We start from the raw sequence: 18,776 nt of genomic DNA on the forward strand, positions 1-18,776 counted from the left end.
GCCGGAGCAGCCAGATGGACGACCGACCAAGACGACCCGATGGCCTGATGCAGGACGACGGCTTCGTTCGCGTGCGCGGCGCGCGTGAGCACAATCTCAGGAACGTCGACGTCAGTATTCCGCGCAACGCCCTCGTCGTGTTCACCGGCGTGTCGGGCTCCGGAAAATCCTCGCTCGCCTTTGGGACGATCTACGCCGAGGCGCAACGGCGATATCTGGAATCGGTGTCGCCTTACGCGCGCCGTCTCTTCCACCAGATGCAGATCCCTGAGGTCGACGACATCGAAGGCCTGCCGCCCGCCGTAGCGCTCCAGCAGCAGCGCGGCGCGCCGACGACCAGGTCGTCCGTCGGCAGCGTGACCACCATCTCGAACCTGCTCAGGATGCTCTATTCCCGTGCCGGCGATTACCCGCGCGGACAAAAGATGCTCTACGCGGAATCGTTCTCGCCGAACACGCCGGAAGGCGCCTGCCCGACCTGTCACGGCATCGGCAGGATGCTCGACGTCACCGAAAACTCCATGGTGCCCGACGACACCCTCACCATTCGCGAGCGCGCCGTCGCGGCCTGGCCGAGTGCCTGGCAGGGACAGAACCTCCGGGACATCCTGACCACGCTGGGCTACGACGTGGACAAGCCTTGGCGTGAGCTGCCCAGGAAGGACCGCGACTGGATCCTGTTCACGGAGGAGCAGCCGACCGTTCCGGTCTATGCCGGTTACACTGCGGCAGAAGTCAAACGAGCCCTGCGCCGCAAGGAGGAGCCGAGCTATCAGGGCACGTTCACCGGCGCCAAGCGCTACGTGATGCAGACCTATGCCAAGTCCGAGAGTGCGATGATGAAGCGCCGCGTCGCGCAATTCATGATCACCCAGGACTGCCCGATCTGCCACGGCACGCGATTGAAGCCCGAGGCGCTCAAGGTCAAGTTCGCCGGTCTTGATATCGCCGAGATGTCTCATCTGCCGCTCAAGAAGCTGCAGGAGGTGATGAAGCCTTTCGCAAAGGCTTCGACGGTCGGCGCACCGGAGAAGACCATCGTCGCCAGGCGGATCTGCGAGGATCTGTCCGCGCGATTGGCCGTCCTGCTCGATCTCGGCCTCGGCTATCTCGCTTGCGAGCGCAGTACGCCGACGCTGTCGCCGGGCGAGTTGCAGCGGCTACGACTTGCGACACAGGTTCGCTCCAACCTGTTCGGCGTCGTCTACGTGCTCGACGAACCGTCGGCAGGTCTGCATCCCGCCGACACCGAGGCGCTGCTGCGGGCGCTGGACCGGCTGAAGCACGCGGGCAATTCGATCTTCGTGGTCGAGCACGAGATCGAGGTGATCAGGCATGCCGACTGGCTGGTGGATGTCGGGCCTGATGCCGGCGAAGGCGGGGGACTCATTCTCTATAGTGGACCGCCCGCAGGGCTCGGTCAGGTCGCGCAATCCCGAACCGCCCATTATCTCGCGCATCCACGAAAGCCGCTGCCCACGGTTCGCCGCGAGCCGAACGGGCACCTGAAGATCCGGGGGGTGACCCGAAACAATCTGTGCGGCCTCAATGTGGATATCCCGCTCGGGATTCTCGCCAGCGTGACCGGCGTGTCGGGCTCCGGCAAATCGAGCCTGATCAGTCAATTCCTCGTCGATGCCGTGGCGGAGCATCTCGGCCATACCCGGGCCGCGGAAGCGGACGACGACAGCCTGGCAGCACCCGCGATCGAGACATTGGGTGGCGAGATTGTCGCCGGCCTCGACCAGATCGATCGCCTCGTCGTGGTGGATCAGAAGCCGATCGGCCGCACGCCACGATCCAACCTTGCGACCTATACCGGCCTGTTCGACCATGTGCGGAAGCTGTTCGCCGCGACGCCGCAGGCAAAATCCCGCCGCTACGATGCCGGGCGCTTTTCCTTCAATGTCGCGAAAGGACGATGCAGCACCTGCGAAGGCGAAGGATTTGTCTGCGTCGAGCTGCTGTTCCTGCCCAGCGTCTATGCGCCCTGCCCGAGCTGCAAGGGCGCGCGCTACAATGACAAGACGCTGGAGGTGACGGTCCGCGGAAAATCCATCGCGGATGTGCTGGCGATGCGCGTCGACGAAGCCTTCGCATTCTTCCGTGACGATGCCACGCTGAACCGGTCGCTATCGGTCGTCCGCGAAGTCGGGCTCGGCTATATCCGCCTCGGTCAGTCCGCCACCGAATTGTCGGGCGGGGAAGCCCAGCGCATCAAGCTTGCGACCGAGCTGATGCGACCGCAACGCGGTCACACGCTCTATGTCCTGGACGAGCCGACCACCGGTCTTCATCCCAAGGATGTCGAGCGGTTGATCGCCCAGCTCGAGCGCATCGTGGATGCCGGCAACAGCGTGGTCGTGGTGGAGCATGACATGGATGTCGTCTCTCACAGCGACTGGATCATCGATCTCGGTCCAGGCGCCGGCGACGAAGGCGGCCGCATCGTGGCGTCGGGGACGCCGCGAGAGGTCGCCGTCGCCGGCGGGAAGACCGCCGGCTATCTCGCCCGTCGCTTGAAACAATAGCGCGGGTCTCGTCACCCTTTCGCAATTGCGTTCTGCGTCGCGGAGACCGGACCCCGACTTTCGCCATGTTGACTTTCCGCCGCCCCGCTCCCCATACTTTGAAAAAGAACAACAAGACCAAATCATAAGACGATTTTGAGGGAGGATAGGATGCCGACTTCACGCAGGCAGCTGCTGAAGAGCTCGGCGGCTGCCGCCGCCGCACTCAGCCTCGATTGGACACGAGCCCAGGCACAAGCCGAAAATTTACGCATCGGCCTGATCTACGACCTCACCGGTCCGTTCGCCGCTGGCGGCTCGGTCGCCTCCTCGGTCGGCGCGCAGATCGCGATCGACCTCGTCAACGAAAAGGGCGGCATCGGCGGCAAGACCAAGATCGTGCCGGTCGCGGCGGACTCGCAGAGCAAGGCGGACGTGGCCATCAACGAGGCCGAGCGGCTGATCAGCCAGGAAAAGATCGACATCATCAACGGCGTCTATTCCAGCGCGCATGCGGTGCCGATGGCGGCGAAGGTCGAGCAGCAGAAGAAGATCCTCTGGATCACGACCGCGGTCTCGACCGCCGTGTTCAAGGACAAGAACCTGCAATACGTGTTTCGCGCGCAGATCCATTCCGATCAGTACGGCCAGGCCTTTGCGGGCTTCGTCGCCGAGCACGCGCAAGGCAAGCTCGGCATGGACCCGAAGGACGTCAAGGTTGCGCTGATCCACGAGGACGGCCCTTACGGCGTCGGCGTCGCGGCGGCCGACGAGGCCTATGCCAAGCAGGCGGGCATCCAGGTAGTCATGCGCGAAGGCTATTCGGCGTCCGCGCCCGATCTCTCGGTGCTCGTGACCAAGCTCAAGCGCGCCAAGGTCGATGTGATCTCGCACGCCGGCTACAATCCCGACATCACCTTGTTCCTGCGTCAGGCCCGCGAGAGCGGCCTGCGCTTCAAGATGCTGTTCGGCGCGGGCGCCGGCTACAGCCAGCTCGACAAGCTGCGCGCGACCTTCGGCCCCGACATCGATAACTTCTGCAACATCGATCCGGTGCCGGCGCAACTGCTCGATGCGGCGAAGCTCGCGCCGGGAATCGGCGATCTCACAAAGACCATGGTCTCGCGCTACCAGGCCAAGACCGGCGCCACCGACGTGCCGCCGCACTGCTCGATGGGCTTCAACCAGACATGGATCTTGCTCAACAACGTGCTGCCGGTCGCCAAGGAGAAGTATGGCAGCTTCGAGCCCGAGGCCATTCGCAAGGCCGCGCTCGACGTCGACATTCCCGCCGGCGGCACCATCCAGGGCTATGGCGTGAAATTCTTCCCGCCGGGCACGCCGATGTCGGGCCAGAACGAGCGCTCGACCCCGGTGGTGATGCAGAACGCGGGCGAGCACATCTCGGTGGTGTGGCCGACGAACATCCGGACACGGGACCCGGTGTTTCCGCTACCGAAGGGATCGACCTACGGAGCGTGAGGCGATCGTTCTTCGCCTGTCCCCGCTTGCGGGAAGAGGCCGGAATACGCGCTGAAAGCGCGGATTCCGGGTGAAGGGGAGTCTCCGAGAACTCCTCTGTCACCGTCCCCGCGGAGACTCCCCCTCACCCCAACCCTCTCCCCGCAAGCGGGGCGAGGGAGCACAGTCCCGCTGCGGTGACTGCTCTCCTCTCGCCGCCCCCTACAACACCACCCGCCGTCCCTCCTCCGCCGCCCAATAGCCTGCGTAGTTCACCTTGATCGTCTCATACGCCAGCGCGAGGTCCGACAGCGGCTGCCGTCCCGTCGCGGCGCATTCCATGAAATCCTGGATCTCCTGGAGATAGCCGCGCGTCCACTCCTCTTCGAGGCAGACATATTGCCAGCCGGTTTTGCGGTCGACCTTCTCGGTGATGTAGACGGAGGCGAGCTTCTCCTCTGAGGTCTGGTAGCTCATCAGATGATTGTTCGGCGTGATGTTGGCGAACAGCGAGCCGCCTGACGTGTAGGTCTCGATCAGATTGCGCACGCCGCCCATGATCATGTCGCCGGAGAACACGGTGGCCTTGGTGCCATCCGAAAACGTCGCGGTCAGCGTGCCCCAATCCTCGACGTCGACAGGATTTGCCTTGATATAGGTACGCTCCTCCGGCTTAAGGACGGCCGTGACGTTACCGACATCGCCGGTGACGCTGGCGACGCGGATGATCTCGCCGCGCGCCTTGGCCTCGACCTGCTTGAGATAGAGTACGGCGGAAAGCGGATGGCAGCCCATCCGGATCAGCGAGCCGCCGCCGGTCATCGCCCATTGCGCGGCATGGGTCGCATGCGAGCCGGAATGGCTCTCCTCGCCCTTCATGAACAGGATTTTGTCTTTCGTCGCCTTGATGATCTCCGCGGTCTTGGTCACGGCCGGCGCGTAGATCCAGTCCTCGGCATACATGAAGAGCTTTCCGGTGCGTTCGATCGCGGCGCGCGTGGCATCCATCTCCTCCAGCACGCGCTCATACATCAGCGCCTTCGGCACATGCTTGCCGATCGGCTGCCGGTCGCCGTCGCGGCCGAAATAGCCGGCGAACGGCTTTTCGCAGATCACGTGCTTGCCGGCCTGCATGGCCGCGACGATCATCTCGGCATGCAGATTGGGCGGCGTGCAGATGTCGATGACATCGAGCTCGCGGTCTGCGATCAACTCGGCGAAGTTGCGATAGACCCGCGGGATCTGGTGGCGCCCGGCGAATTCGACGACGTGGTCGCCGCGCGCAGCGACCGCCGCGACCTCGACATCCACGCCGTAGACGCGCCGGAACGCATACATATGCAGCTCCGACACGAAGCCGCAGCCGACGAGTCCCACCCTGATCCTGGCCATAGCGCCCCCTGACCCATGCTTTGGGCGGCACTATAGCGCGCTGGCAGGTCTATTCCACCGAGACCCGCACCACGCCGGCGCTCATCATGCCCAGCGCCTTGGCAGCCGGCACCGAGAGATCGACGATCCGGCCGCGGATGAAGGGGCCGCGATCGTTGACCCGGCATTGAATCGAGCGGCTGCCGTAGGACACTCTCAGCACGCTTCCGAACGGGCGCGTCCGGTGCGCGCAGGTCAGCTCGCCCTTCCCCGCTTTTCCGTATCCGTAATAGGAGGCAAGCCCGCTTTCGGCGTGGGCGGCAGAAAAAGATGAAAGCGAGAAGGTGGCAAGGCAAGAAAATAGCGTGGTCTGCGCTCGCACGGCACCGCTCCGGGTTGGCCTGCCCCGGGCGCAAACGTTTGTTGGTTCCCGCAGGTTCCTCGGCCACTGCCGGGCAATACCCGGCAGTGCCATCACAGTTTGTTACTGTTTGTGGAACACCAAGGTGCGGACTTCGATGCTCTCACGCGGCGCCGCGTCGGCCGGCGTGGTCGGATCGACGAACGCGGTGTGCGGCCCGAAGCGCGTGCGGCCATCGGTTGCGGAATCGTAGCACTTGAGCAGCAGCGCTTCGTCGGCCGTCATCTCGGGGAAATAGAACCAGCGATGGTTTGGATTGTATTTCACCGAATAGGTCTCGCCGCGACGGTTGGGATAGATCAGGTCGGAGGCGACGAGATCGTCGGGCGCGACCGTTGTGCCGTCGGCCATCGCCAGCGGCGAGTCGCGCAAGGGACCGCGGATCGGCCGCCACAGATTGATCACCTGGACGCGGCCCTCCAGCAACTCCTCGGCCTCATCGGGCAGATGCTCGCGCACGCGATTGGCGCCTGAGACGGCGGTCTGGTCGACATGAACGCGCGTTGCCGGCTGACGCGGGCCACCGTCGCGAATATCCGCGGCCCCCTCGACACGCCGGCGCACGGTATGATCGAAGATGACGACGCGGTCGGCTTTCAGTGTTGCGCGCAGGAAGGCCTCGACGGCGGGATAGTAGACCGCCCTCACCTCTTTGTCGTTGCTGAAGTCCTTGACCTGGGTTGGATGCCGCACCAGCGCAAAGCCTTCGCGATCGAGCGAGAAATTTTGCGCGATCAGCCGCGCATCGAAGATCGGAACCTGATGGGGCTCCGGAAGCGACGTGCTCTTGGGCTCGCCAGGTGGTGGATCGAAGGCATAGGTGCGCGGCTTGCCGGAAACGGGCGCGAGATAGTTGAGTTCAGCGGTGACGAAGGGAAGCGATTCGATTTTTGTTTCTTGCAGGCCCATGGCCGGTCTCCCGATGTGGTCGTCGGGATGATTTTTGAAGAGACCGGGCGTGACGCAAGGGAGGTGGTGCAAATAGCAATGTCGGTGTTGCCGTTGGCATGAAACGCAGAACGAACGTTTCGCAAAATCCTGTCGGGTTGGAATTCGCTCTGTCCGCTTCACGGGTGCTTGAGAGGCTTGTGAGATCTCGTGCCCGGACCCGGCCTTAAGGAAAACATCAGGACAACATAAGGAGCCCATAAGGACTTACGAGCCGCCGCTGGCCTAGCATCGACCCTGTGATCGCGTCGGTAACAGGATGCCCCATCCCACGGCTTGTCCAGGCAATCACAACTCGCTCTCGGGTTGCCGATCTCGACTGGACGGGCTTACAGTGATCCGCCCTGCGGCCGTCGACGCTCGCGATGGGAAGGCGACCTTCGGGCTGGAGATCAGCGCCATGTCAGCCGATCAGTATCTTCGTTACGATCCGTCCGTCGAACAGATCCGGCCGGAGGAAGCGGCGGCCGTCGAGGAGATCGTTGCCTCGATTTCGCGAACGAGCGATCTCACTTTTCGCAAAGACAAGCACGGGACCCGGCAGCAGCACGCCAAGGGCGCCGGCTATCTCCGGGGCGAACTGATCGTCTACGAGGATTTGCCGGATCATCTGCGCCAGGGCCTGTTCAAGCAGGCTGGCCACTTCCCGATCATCGTCCGCCTATCCACCGCATTCAACAGGAGCGATCGCATCCGTTCGCCACGGGGGTTTGCCATCAAGGTCCTGGGCGTGACTGGGGCTAAGGCGCTCGGCGACGACGATACGACGAACCAGGATCTCCTGCTCGTCAATCACCCCAGCTATTTCGCGGATGCGATGGCCTATATGCGCGCACAGCACCAGGTCGAGCGCAACCTGTTCCTGCCTGATCTGGCGTACGGACTCATAGGCTTTTTGGCGCGCGTCCTGGTCGCCGCATCGGACAGAACGGGCATTCCGATCCCGATCGTCTTGAAAGCGCTCGGTGATGCCGGCAGCAACATCCTCGGAGAAACCTTTCACACGGAGGGAGCATTGCGGTTTGGCGATTATATCGCAAGGCTTCGGCTGGTGCCGATCTCGGCCTCGGTTCGCCAACTCACCGGCCAGCCCTGTCACGATTCCGATGATGCCGTGCTGAACAGCGTCGTTGCCTTCTTCAAGGACAATGCAGCCGAGTACGAACTGTCTGCCCAGCTCTGTACCGACCTGCAGCGAACGCCGATCGAAGATGCCTCGATCGACTGGCCCGAAGACGTCGCGCCGCCGCAAGCACTCGGCAAGATCACGCTTCCGCGCCAGACCGCCGACAGCCCCGCGCGTCGCCTCTATTCCGACGAGGTGCTTTCGTTCGATCCATGGCGATGTCTCGCCGCGCATCAGCCGCTCGGCTCGATCATGCGATTGCGCAGGGATGCCTACCGTGCCTCCCGCACGCTGCGGCAGCAGCAAAATCAATTCAGGGTCAAGCAACAGCCCAGCGAACCGCGAGAGATCGCGGACCTGCCGGATTGAGCCGATCACCGTCCCTTATGATGAGGCCCGGTGTCCCGGCCTGCGTCGAAAAAGGATGCCGAGCGCAGCGGATCGTCCGGATCAAGCGTCTCTGCCAGCGATGAGATCACCTGGCTGGAGCGGTCCCGCCACTTGGCAGCCCTGTGCGCTTGTCCAAGGCTCTCATAGAGCACCGCCGTCGTGCGATAAACGCGCCAGGCGGCGTGCGGCAATCTGGTATGGCGGAGGATCGAAATGGCCGCCGACAAATGCCCGCCGGCGAGTTGCGCATCCTGCTTCAGAATCGCAATTCTCGCCATGGCCTCGTAGCACAAGGCGAGAAACGGCCGGTCAGGTGCCGCGCTCGTCACCTCGTGAAACTGGCTGGCCGATGTTTGCGCGCGGTCCAGATCGCCGATCGCGATCCAATAGTCGCAGCAGGTCAGCAGATAATGCGGGATGACCAGCGACTCCATCGGCACCCGGTCGACCTCCATCCGCCGCTCCATCGCATCGAGATGCTGCCGCGCCCGAGGCAGGTCGCCCATCCTGACATAAGCTCGCGCCAGCAGGTTCCTGCCGACGAAGAAGGTGAACGGATTGGCCTCGATCATCGGGCCGAGCGCATCCTCCGCACGCCGCGACGCGCTGCCATATTCCTCCGCCTCGGAATACAGCCATCCGATCGTGAGATGACATAGCGCGACGGCCTGCGGATTTGCATTCCGTTCCGAGATCGCCAACGCGGAGACGACGTTTCGTTGCGCCCGTCCCCATTCACCGAGATAAATCTGGGCAAAGGCCTCGACCGATTCATAGAGCACGAACAGATAGACGTCACCGACCAGGCGGGCGAGTTCCTTTCCCCTGGTCGTCGCATCGCAGCAGGCCGGATAATTCGCGCGCAGGAATTCCAGCACCATCTCCATCGAGCAGCGTCGCAGCCGCATGCTCAGATCCTGCTCTCCGGTGATCAGTGCTGACGCACGCTCGGCAAGGTCCGCATTCTCGCGATCCCAGCCGCGGAGCATCAGCTTCAAATTGGCAACGTTGCCCTGGACCAGCGCGCTGAACGCCGCGTCGTCGATCGCCCGGCTCTTGACAAGCGCCTGTTCCGCAACAGGCAGGCTCTGGCGGCGATCGACGTAGAGACAAAATCTGCTGAGATCGACCAGCGCGTTCACCTCTTCGCGCACGTGCCCGTTCTCCGCCGCGTGCGCGACGACTGCGCTGAGATCCTGCAGCGAATTCAGGAAATCTCCACTGGCCCGCCAGGCCCAGGCGCGCTGAAGCAGCAACTTCAGACGTGTCGTCACCCGAAACTCCGGCGGCAGATGCGGCACCAGCTCCAAAGCGCGGGACAGGTAATTGGCGGCCTCGCGCGTGCTGAACCTTCGTGCCGAGCCCTCGGCCGCCGCGCCCAGATAATGCATCGCTTTCGGGAAATCCCGGCCTAGTTCGAAGTGGCGCGCAATAATGGCGGCGAGCTCCACAGCCTGCGGCCCATAGCCCTGCTCGAGCCCCGCCCCAAGCAGCGCATGGGTTTTCGCGCAGCGCGCCGGCGCGAGCCGCTGGTAGAGGATCTCCTGGTAAAGCGCGTGCTGGAACGCATAGCGACCGGAGACACCTCCGTTCGGCCACTCGGTCATGCCGGCAACGACGATGACGCGATCAGTCCGCGCCAGGTCCTCGCACATCTGCTCGACATCCAGCACGGGACGGTCGAGCACACCGGCGATATGGAGCGCGGAAAACTCCGCTCCCGCCGCACTGGCGACCTCGAGCAGGCAGCGCTCGTCCACGGTGAGGTGATCGATCTGCTGCTTGATCATTCCTTCCAGATCGCGCGGCATGCTGTCATGCGAGGCCGCGTCTTCGCTGACCAGCCGCCAGCCCAATTCGTGCTCGACCAGCGCGCCTTGCGCCACGAGATGATCGAGCAGAGACGACACGAACAGAGGATGCCCGCCGGTTCGCGCGAAGATGCGCTCGACCAGCTCTCTGGCAAAATCGGCCGAGTTGAAGCGCAGGGACAGATAGCGTTCGACGTCGGTGCCGGTCAATCGGTCGAGCGCCAGCTCGGTGGCGTGTCCGTGAATCCGCAAGTCCTGGTGAACGGCGCGGATAGGATGTCCGCCGACGGCGACTTCCATCGGCCGATACGTGGCCAGCACGAGGATTGCCGCCCTCCGATCCCGGCGCGCCAGTCGGGAGAGCACATCCACGGTGGCAAAGTCGCTCCAATGCAGATCTTCCAGGATGATCACCCATGGTCGGCTGACGGCGAGATGTTCCATGAGATCGGCAAATTCGCGCAGCATGCGCTCCCGGGTTGCGCCAAAGACCTCATGCTGGAACGCGGCCCGCTCTGCTTCGCCGAGGAATCCGGGCATTTGTGCGAGCCAGGTCGGGGCGTGCTCGCGGATGGACGTCAGCAGCGATGCTCCATCGGTTCGACGGCAGCACTCGTTCAGCGCTCCGATCAGCGGAAGAAAGGCCTCATGGGTGCCGAATAACTCGTTGCAGCTACAGTGCAGCACGCCCAGTCCCTGCTGGTTCATCCTGTCGAGCGTCATTTGCAAGAGGGTGGTCTTGCCGATCCCGGCCTCGCCAGTGATGAAGACGACCTGACGCTGTCCGGTACGCGCGAGTTGCAACGCCTTGTCCAGCGTATCGAGTGCCCCGGTGCGCCCGACCCTCCAGTGCCGGCGTCGATCGACGGCCTGCTCCGTGGCGGACGCCGCCTCCTGTTCGGGCGCTCGCTCGATCGCAGGCAATTCGACGGTCGCGACCGCCGCAATGAAGCGATAGCCGCGCCGCGTGACTGTCTCGATGTAATTGGGGGACTGCCTGTCGTCGCCGAGCACCGAGCGTAGCGCGTTCACGGCAACGGCGAGGCTCGACTCGCTGACGTGCAGATCGGACCAGACCGCGTCGAGCAACTCTTCCTTGGTGACGAGCTCACCGGGCCGACCGACAAGATGACAAAGAACCTCGAACGGCTTCGGCGCCAGCGCGATCCGCTCCCCGCCTCGCCACAATAGCGCGTTGGCACGGTCGAGGCGGAATTCACCAAAGGCAAGCGCGTCTGTACGCACGGCTCCGACCCCCGGATGCTCCCCCACCTTAAGGGAAAGCTCAGCCAAATGTAAGGACGCGATAAAGACCTGCGCCCTGCGCCGGCACTAGCATTGGCCTGTCCATTTCAGAGACGCCGGCCAGGCGTCGGACGGTCTTTTCATCACGCTGTCATTTCAGTCGACAGGCAGTCGATGCCTGAATTTTGGCAAGGAGTTGGCTATGAGCATTTTAAGACATTTGGCGATCCCGCCTCTCGCTTTAGCCATTCGCCATTACGACCTCAGGGTCATATTGGGCCTCACCGTCCTCAGCCGCATCTTCCTCGTCGCCATCTACCTTGCGTGCGGCGGCCCGGGCCTGTCCGAGTTCGATCTCGCCAACACCATCGCGCTGCCATGAGATCGGGACCGCTCGAATGGTGCATCGAGATCGCGATCATCGTCGCGATCTGCATCGGGATTGTCGTGGGCGGGCATGGCCGGCTCGTCGTGCCGCATCACCGGGTTCAACGCGCGCAAGCCGATCGGGCCGCTTGCGTCCAGCGGCCCTCAAACCTCTTTAGCGTCGTCACCCTGCGGCGAGCCGGTCCGCCCGTTTGATCGGTTACCAATACGCGCGGTGATAGTGCCGGTAATACGGCCGGTAGTAGCCGTAACGAGGGCCGAAATACGGGCGGTAAGGCCGATAGTAGCGCGGATAGGCATAGGCCGGACCATAGCCGTAATAGGCCGGCGCATAACCATAGCCATAGCCGTAGCCCGGCCCTGGGTATCCGTAGCCACCATAATACGGTCCGCCGCCATAGTAGCCATAGCCGTAAGGCGCGCTGCTGGCGATGGCGCTGCCGATGATCGCGCCGGCTGCGAGCCCGCCAATACCCCATCCAAAACCTCGCCCGCGCCAATGCACCTGCGTGACATCATCGCCGACGGCGGCCTTCATGGTTGCGACATTGGTGGGCAGCGGAGCCGCCGCCGCCTGCTGAATTCCTCCCGCCATCACCGCAGCGGCGAGCGAACCGGCAACTGCCGTTTTCCAGACCCTCATCGTCTTACTCCTTTCTGACGTTTGGCTTGGACATGGATCGCAGCGCCATCATCGGGCATCCTGGCGCGAGGTCAAAGCCTCGAGTTTTGCGTGCACCGCACAAGACACATGCCTCCATTCTGATCAACCGGCACCCGACGGGCTAGACGACCTCGACGCGTGTGACACCGGCAGGACGGTGCCGGGGGCCCGATCACCGCCGCAAACCATTAAGCTTCCGGCGCATTCGCAACCAACAACCACCTTCCCGATTTACTATTCGTGCCGTTACTATCGGTTCCAATGTGCGCGGCCGGGAGGCTTCTCGCGAGCGCCAGAGTTGTGGGAGAATGACATGAGTGCCGCGAGACCCGAGCCGCTTGCCCGTCAGGCGCTGGCGTTCGTCCTGGCCGGCGGACGCGGCAGCCGGCTGCTGGAGCTGACCGACCGGCGCGCCAAGCCCGCAGTCTATTTCGGCGGAAAGTCCCGCATCATCGATTTCGCGCTGTCGAACGCGGTGAACTCGGGCATCCGTCGCATCGCCGTCGCCACCCAGTACAAGGCGCACAGCCTGATCCGGCACCTTCAGATGGGCTGGAACTTCTTCCGTCCCGAGCGCAACGAGAGCTTCGACATCCTCCCGGCGAGCCAGCGCGTCTCCGAAAACATGTGGTATGTCGGCACGGCCGATGCGGTCTACCAGAACATCGACATCATCGAATCCCACGCCTGCCGCTTCATCGTGGTGCTCGCCGGCGACCACATCTACAAAATGGATTACGAGGTGATGCTGCGCCAGCATGTCGACAGCGGCGCCGACGTCACCGTCGGCTGCCTGGAGATGCCGCGCCAGGAATCTTCCGGCTTCGGCATCATGCATATCGACGAGAACGGCTGGATCAAAGAGTTCCTGGAAAAGCCGAAAGATCCGCCGCCGATGCCGGGCAAGCCGGACGTCTCGCTCGCAAGCATGGGAATCTACGTGTTCGACGCGAAATTCCTGTTCGAGGAGCTCAAGCGCGACGCCGAGGACCCGAACTCCAACCACGATTTCGGCAAGGACATCATCCCCTATCTCGTCAAGAACGGCCGCGCCATGGCGCACCAATACTCGACCTCCTGCGTCCGCTCCGGTAGCGACCCCCGCGCCTATTGGCGCGACGTCGGCACGGTCGACGCCTACTGGGCCGCCAATATCGACCTCACCGACGTGGTCCCCGAGCTCGATTTGTTCGATAGCGCCTGGCCGATCTGGTCCTATTCGGAAATCACACCTCCGGCAAAATTCGTCCACGACGAGGAGAGCCGGCGCGGCCAGGCCGTGAGCTCGCTGGTCTCGGGCGGTTGCATCATTTCCGGCGCCTCGCTGCGGCGCTCACTGCTGTTCACCGGCGTGCGCGTCAACTCCTACGCCAATGTCGAGAACGCCGTGATCATGCCCTACGTCAATGTCGGCCGCGGCGCACGCCTGAAGAACGTCGTGATCGATCGCGGCGTCGAGATCCCGGAAGGGCTCGTCGTCGGCGAGGATCCCGAGTTGGACGCAAGACGCTTCCGCACCACCGAGCAGGGCATTTCGCTCATCACCCAGCCGATGCTCGACAGGCTCAATACATGACGCCTGTTCGCGTCCTCGCGGTCGCCTCTGAAGTCTATCCCATCGTCAAGACCGGCGGCCTCGCCGATGTCGCGGGCGCGCTGCCGATCGCGCTCAAGGCGCATGGCGTCGAGATGCGCACCTTGATGCCGGGCTACCCCGACGTAATGCGAGTGCTGGGGGGAGCCGATGAAATCCGGCGCTGGCCGGATTATTTCGGCGGCCCCGGACGTCTGCTCGCCGGCTCGCATGACGGCCTCGATCTGTTCGTGCTCGACGTGCCGCATCTCTACGCACGGCCTGGCAACCCCTACGTGACGCCCGAAGGCGTCGACTGGGCGGACAATGGCGTGCGGTTCGCCGCACTCTCGCGCATCGCGGCCGATATCGGCCACGGCCTCGTGCCCGCCTTCGTGCCCGACGTGGTGCATGCTCACGATTGGCAGGGCGGACTCGCGCCGGCCTATCTGCACTACGACAACCGGCCGCGGCCCGCCACCGTGATGACCATCCACAACATGGCCTATCAGGGCAAGTTCGCGCCCGAGCTGATCGGTTCGATTGGCCTGCCGTGGCGCGCTTACGGCGTCAACGACCTCGAATATTTCGGCGGCATCAGTTTTTTGAAGGCGGGCCTGCAATTCGCCGACCGCATCACCACGGTCTCGCCGACCTATGCGCAGGAGATCCAGAGCGACGAGGGCGGCATGGGGTTCGGCGGCCTGCTTCGCGCCCGCGCCAACGTGCTGAGCGGAATCCTCAACGGCATCGATGTCTCCGTTTGGAATCCGCAAGAAGATCCGCACATCGCCTACCGCTTCGGCGCGGAGGACCTCACGTTCCGGGCCGCCAACAAGGCGGTACTTCAGCAACAGTTCAATCTGGATTCCTCGGACGAGGCGCCATTGCTCGGCGTCATCAGCCGCCTGTCCTGGCAGAAGGGGCTCGATCTCCTGCTCGAGGCCATTCCGACCATCTTGCGCGAAGGCATGCAGCTGGCGCTGCTCGGCAGCGGCGACCGCGATCTGCAGGATCGCTATCAGGCCGTTGCGCGCGCGAACCCCGGCCGGATCGGGGTCGTGATCGGCTACGACGAGATCATGGCGCACCTGATCCAGGCCGGCTCGGACGCGCTCATCGTGCCATCACGGTTCGAGCCGTGCGGCCTGACACAGCTCTGCGCACTGCGCTACGGCGCCGTGCCCATCGTCTCGCGCGTCGGCGGCCTCGAGGATACCATCGTCGATATCGGGGAGGCCGATAAATCGGGCCACGATGCCACCGGCTTCAAGTTTGGCCCCGTCACCGCGGATGCCCTCGCCGGCACGCTGCGCAAGGCCAACACCGCCTTTCACGACAAGCTGACCTGGCGGCGGCTGCAACTGAGCGGCCTTGCGACCGACGTGTCATGGCGCAACCGCGCAGGTGACTATGCCGCACTCTATCGCGGCCTCATGACGGCGCGCGCCTGAGGCCCGACATCGTCGAATCAATGCTATAGAGCCGCCATGGACCCGTTCTTGATCAAGCTGATCGGCTTTGCCGCCGCGACCTGCACCACCGTGGCCTACGCGCCGCAAGCCATCAAAGTGTGGAAGACCCGCTCCACCGGCGATATTTCGCTCGGCATGTTTCTGGTCATGGTGCTGGGCCTGGCGCTCTGGCTCGTCTACGGCCTGCTGTCGGGCGATGCGCCCCTCGTCGCCGCAAACGCCATCACCATCGTGCTCGCCGGCGGCATCCTGTTCATGAAGCTGAAATACGGGTGATGATCACCCTCTCCCCTTGTGGGAGAGGGTGGCTCGCCGCAAAGCGGCGAGACGGGTGAGGGGTTGTCTCCGCGAATTCATACGACAGTCGGACTCGCAGAAAGAACCCCTCATCCGGCGCTTCGCGCCACCTTCTCCCACAAGGGAGAAGGAAGATCACCCCCCGAACACATACGACGCCATCGCGACATTCGCGACCTCGTCGACGAAGACGCGCTGGCCCGCGTCGCTGGCGGCGGCGCCGGCGGCCACCATCAGCGGCAGAAGATGATCTTCGCGCGGATGGGCCAGGCGCGAGCTCGGGGCGTTCTCCCAGTCAACCAGCATCGCGTTGCGCCGCGCCGAGTCCTTGTGGCTGATCGCCTCGTTCAGATAGGCCTCGAAATCATACGAGACCGGCTTCGACTCGGCGCGGCCGAACCCGCGCATATTGTGATAGGTCAGCCCGCTGCCGACGATCAGAATGCCTTCGTCCCGCAGCGAGGCAATCGCCTGCCCGACCTTGATGTGTTCGGCCGGGTCATAGCTCGATCTCAGCGACAGCAGCACGATCGGCACGTCGGCGTTCGGATACATCAGCCCGAGCGGCACGAAGGTGCCGTGGTCGAAGCCCTGGTTGGGATCCTCCCGGCAATCGATGCCGGCGCGCGTGAGCAGCGCCTTCACCTCGGCGGCGAGCTCGGGCCGCCCCGGCGCCGGATATTTGAGGTGATAGGTGTGCTCGGGGAAACCGTGATAGTCGTACACCATCGGCGGATGCGCCGATGTGGACACGGTGAAGGCGTCAGCTTCCCAATGTCCTGTGATGACGAGGACGGCCTTGGGCTTCTCCGGCAAGAGCTGCGGCAGCCGGCCGAACGCCTCGGCGGTCTTCGCATATTGCACCCGCCTGTCTTCCATGAACGGCCAGGGACCGCCGCCATGCGACAGGAAGAAGGTCGGAAATCGCACCATGGGCGAAGGCTCGTTTCATTGCCAACATGCGCGTGCGAGCTGCCCGCGCGATCGGCCGCGAGCATAGGCAAACCCGTATGGTTAGCAAGACGTTAACGATTTTACGCCCAGAATCCCGGGCGTAGCCGAAGGAGTCGGCCAGCAGCCAGGGACGTGAAATGAAGAAGTTTGCGTTGGGGGACGTCGTCAACAGTGACAAGGGCCGCCGCGGCGTCGTTCGCGCCGCCTACAGGTCGAAGGAAGGCCAACAGTTCTACGCCGTCGAGAAAGACGGCGCGATGGATTATCTGGAGGAAGACCGGCTGAGCCCGGCGCCGCGCGTTGAGCTCGCAGCTTAAGTCCAACTCAACCTGCCCTAACGCCCGAACCGGTCCAGGCGCTCCGACCAGGGGTCGTCTCCGCTGGCGATGCGATCGTTCGTTATCAGCAGCAGGCGATCGCTGCCTGCGGCCGCATCCCAATGCGGCAGGTCCGCACCGTTGGGATCGCCGCTCTTGGCGAAATTGATCCAGTAGGCGCGCATGCGATTTGCGACCTCGCGATCGGCTCGTGACAAGATACCTGCACCGGGCATGCCTTCCACGCCGAAGATGAACTGCAATTCTCGCCCGCGACCGCCCTCGGGGTTTGCGCGCCGTGCCTCCGGCACATAGGCGAAGCGATAGCGAAAGGTCGGCGCACCGCTTCCAGCATGCAGGCGCGCCAGCAATTTCACCGGCTCGGAGAAGACCTTGTCGGTGTAGAACCTTGCCGCGCGGTCCGATGGTCTGGCGAGCTCGGGAGATACCCTGCGCAGTTCATCGCTCGTTGTGCCTGACGATGCCAGCTCTTCCCGGAGATCCAGCTCGCCGTCGAAACCCGTCTCGTCGTCGTTCGAGCCGATGATCAACGGAATGCGGCTCTCATGTCCGGCCGCGAAGCCCGCGGCGACGTCCTCGACCACCAGACGTCCATCGATCGTCGGCCCGAAGCTGCGCGGCGATTTTTCCAGGAGATGTTTTTCGACGGCAAGCAGGCGTTGCGGTTCGGCTGCGCGTAAATCAGCCTGTCGTCCCAGCGCCGCCACGAATTGCCGCCCCACAATCTCGGCCTCTTGTGCCGAACGCAGGCGCGCACGGCCAGGGATCGATTGCAGAATGGCTTTCTGAAACAGCGCGCGCGATTGCGCCGACAGCATCAGCAGCGCGATCGAGGTCGCGCCTGCGCCACCGCCGAACAAGGTGACATTGTTCGGATCACCGCCGAAGGCCGCGATGTTGTCGTGCACCCAATGCAGCGCCGCGATCTGGTCCATCAGGCCGTAATTGCCGGAGCCGCCTTCCGACAGCGCGGGATCGCTGAGCCAGCCGAACGCGCCGAGGCGAAAATTCACGGTCACCACGATGAGGCCGGCTTGCGCGAGCCTCGCACCGTCGAACAGCGGATCGTTCGCGGTGCCGCTGACGAAAGCACCGTCGTGGATGAACATCATCACCGGCAGGGGGCCGTCGACCCCGAACGGCCGGAACACGTTCAGCGTCAGGCAATCCTCGCTTGATCCCGGCAGCGAGGGCTGAAGACACGGCGCGCCATAGGCATAGGCGGTGCGCATCTCCGAACTCTCGGGCGCGGCCTGCGGCGGACGCCAGCGCAGCGGCCCGATCGGCGCGGCCGCATAGGCCAGCCCCTTGAACGAGGCCACCTCGCCTTCGACGGCGCCAAGCATCTGTCCTTCGCGCGTCAGCGCAAATGGAAACTGGCCGACCGGCTGGGCCACGACCGGGCCGACGCAACAGAGGACGAGTGACGTCGCAAAAAGCGCGAACACGGACCGCATCTTCGGAGCATCTCGATGCGCGGAAGGATTTGAGCAGGTTATGTCCGTGGCCCACTGCGAGGCAAGCGCCGCGGCCGCGCCTAGCTCCGCTTGGCGGCAAGCTCCGCCAGTGCGTGGCGTGCGATAATGCCGAGCTCACCGAGGGTGGTGTGACCGGACCTCGCCGCCTCGATCAGCCGCTCGGCGATGAACCTGCGGCTGTCGTGATCGCCGCCGTGCGGCAGCTGGCGGCACGTCTCCTCCAGGACAACGTCCATGTTCGCTTTGGTCCGCTCACTCAATTCTGTCATGACGCCCTGAGAACGCGTGGCTTGTAGCCGCAAGCATACACAGACGGATCGTACATGA

At 63.9% G+C, this 18,776-nt stretch carries 16 protein-coding genes; 8 read left to right on the forward strand and 8 right to left on the reverse strand.

The window, feature by feature from the left end; all coding sequences use genetic code 11:
- Positions 1-14 precede the first annotated feature (14 nt).
- Together uvrA and BRA1417_RS0133275 are read left to right on the forward strand one after the other, a co-directional pair.
- Positions 15-2,531: an excinuclease ABC subunit UvrA gene (gene uvrA, locus BRA1417_RS0133270; protein ID WP_027519487.1), complete on the forward strand. Its 2,517-nt coding sequence runs from the start codon at positions 15-17 to the stop codon at positions 2,529-2,531.
- A 150-nt stretch (positions 2,532-2,681) separates the two neighbouring features.
- Positions 2,682-3,992: an ABC transporter substrate-binding protein gene (locus tag BRA1417_RS0133275; protein ID WP_027519488.1), complete on the forward strand. Its 1,311-nt coding sequence runs from the start codon at positions 2,682-2,684 to the stop codon at positions 3,990-3,992.
- Positions 3,993-4,193: 201 nt separating this feature from the next.
- Here BRA1417_RS0133275 and BRA1417_RS0133280 read toward each other — a convergent pair whose 3' ends face one another.
- From BRA1417_RS0133280 to BRA1417_RS0133290, 3 genes are all read right to left on the reverse strand, one after another.
- Positions 4,194-5,363, reverse strand: coding sequence for a Gfo/Idh/MocA family protein (locus tag BRA1417_RS0133280; RefSeq protein ID WP_027519489.1), 1,170 nt, complete (start codon positions 5,361-5,363; stop codon positions 4,194-4,196).
- A gap of 49 nt (positions 5,364-5,412) precedes the next feature.
- On the reverse strand, positions 5,413-5,724 hold the full coding sequence (locus BRA1417_RS0133285) for a septal ring lytic transglycosylase RlpA family protein (protein ID WP_027519490.1): 312 nt from the start codon (positions 5,722-5,724) through the stop codon (positions 5,413-5,415).
- A gap of 102 nt (positions 5,725-5,826) precedes the next feature.
- Positions 5,827-6,672 carry a CmcJ/NvfI family oxidoreductase gene (locus tag BRA1417_RS0133290; RefSeq protein ID WP_027519491.1) on the reverse strand — a complete coding sequence of 282 codons (846 nt, stop codon included), beginning with the start codon at positions 6,670-6,672 and terminating at the stop codon, positions 5,827-5,829.
- Between the two features lie 439 nt (positions 6,673-7,111).
- On the opposite strand from BRA1417_RS0133290, the gene BRA1417_RS0133295 reads away from it, so the two are divergent.
- On the forward strand, positions 7,112-8,206 hold the full coding sequence (locus BRA1417_RS0133295; protein ID WP_027519492.1) for a catalase family protein: 1,095 nt from the start codon (positions 7,112-7,114) through the stop codon (positions 8,204-8,206).
- A gap of 5 nt (positions 8,207-8,211) precedes the next feature.
- Here BRA1417_RS0133295 and BRA1417_RS0133300 read toward each other — a convergent pair whose 3' ends face one another.
- Positions 8,212-11,283, reverse strand: a complete 3,072-nt coding sequence (locus tag BRA1417_RS0133300) for an AAA family ATPase (RefSeq protein ID WP_035968979.1) — start codon at positions 11,281-11,283, stop codon at positions 8,212-8,214.
- A gap of 202 nt (positions 11,284-11,485) precedes the next feature.
- Here BRA1417_RS0133300 and BRA1417_RS0133305 point away from each other — a divergent pair, with 202 nt between their 5' ends.
- Positions 11,486-11,665 (forward strand): hypothetical protein, encoded by a 180-nt coding sequence (locus tag BRA1417_RS0133305; RefSeq protein ID WP_027519494.1) that lies wholly within the window; start codon positions 11,486-11,488, stop codon positions 11,663-11,665.
- A gap of 204 nt (positions 11,666-11,869) precedes the next feature.
- Here the strand turns inward: BRA1417_RS0133305 and BRA1417_RS0133315 are convergent, their stop codons facing one another.
- On the reverse strand, positions 11,870-12,313 hold the full coding sequence (locus BRA1417_RS0133315; protein WP_027519496.1) for a hypothetical protein: 444 nt from the start codon (positions 12,311-12,313) through the stop codon (positions 11,870-11,872).
- A gap of 334 nt (positions 12,314-12,647) precedes the next feature.
- Here BRA1417_RS0133315 and glgC point away from each other — a divergent pair, with 334 nt between their 5' ends.
- From glgC to BRA1417_RS0133330, 3 genes are read left to right on the forward strand one after another with little or no spacing between them, the layout of a single operon-like run.
- A complete protein-coding gene (gene glgC, locus BRA1417_RS0133320; protein WP_007613273.1) occupies positions 12,648-13,910 on the forward strand; it encodes a glucose-1-phosphate adenylyltransferase in 1,263 nt (420 codons plus the stop codon).
- Complete coding sequence (gene glgA, locus BRA1417_RS0133325) at positions 13,907-15,361, forward strand: glycogen synthase GlgA (RefSeq protein WP_027519497.1); 1,455 nt, start codon at positions 13,907-13,909, stop codon at positions 15,359-15,361. Before glgC ends, glgA begins: the two co-directional genes overlap by 4 nt.
- A gap of 36 nt (positions 15,362-15,397) precedes the next feature.
- Positions 15,398-15,658 (forward strand): SemiSWEET transporter, encoded by a 261-nt coding sequence (locus BRA1417_RS0133330; protein WP_007601071.1) that lies wholly within the window; start codon positions 15,398-15,400, stop codon positions 15,656-15,658.
- A gap of 156 nt (positions 15,659-15,814) precedes the next feature.
- On the opposite strand, the gene BRA1417_RS0133335 is transcribed toward BRA1417_RS0133330, so the two are convergent.
- Positions 15,815-16,612, reverse strand: coding sequence for a class III extradiol ring-cleavage dioxygenase (locus BRA1417_RS0133335; protein WP_027519498.1), 798 nt, complete (start codon positions 16,610-16,612; stop codon positions 15,815-15,817).
- Between the two features lie 158 nt (positions 16,613-16,770).
- On the opposite strand from BRA1417_RS0133335, the gene BRA1417_RS0133340 reads away from it, so the two are divergent.
- The gene (locus BRA1417_RS0133340) at positions 16,771-16,950 is read left to right on the forward strand and encodes a hypothetical protein (RefSeq protein WP_027519499.1); all 180 of its coding nucleotides are present in this window, start codon (positions 16,771-16,773) and stop codon (positions 16,948-16,950) included.
- Between the two features lie 17 nt (positions 16,951-16,967).
- On the opposite strand, the gene BRA1417_RS0133345 is transcribed toward BRA1417_RS0133340, so the two are convergent.
- Both BRA1417_RS0133345 and BRA1417_RS0133350 read right to left on the reverse strand, forming a co-directional pair.
- Positions 16,968-18,428 carry a carboxylesterase/lipase family protein gene (locus BRA1417_RS0133345; RefSeq protein WP_027519500.1) on the reverse strand — a complete coding sequence of 487 codons (1,461 nt, stop codon included), beginning with the start codon at positions 18,426-18,428 and terminating at the stop codon, positions 16,968-16,970.
- An 80-nt stretch (positions 18,429-18,508) separates the two neighbouring features.
- Positions 18,509-18,685: a hypothetical protein gene (locus tag BRA1417_RS0133350; RefSeq protein WP_245286308.1), complete on the reverse strand. Its 177-nt coding sequence runs from the start codon at positions 18,683-18,685 to the stop codon at positions 18,509-18,511.
- Positions 18,686-18,776 lie beyond the last annotated feature (91 nt).

Source organism: Bradyrhizobium sp. WSM1417, assembly GCF_000515415.1.
Taxonomy (GTDB): Bacteria; Pseudomonadota; Alphaproteobacteria; order Rhizobiales; family Xanthobacteraceae; genus Bradyrhizobium.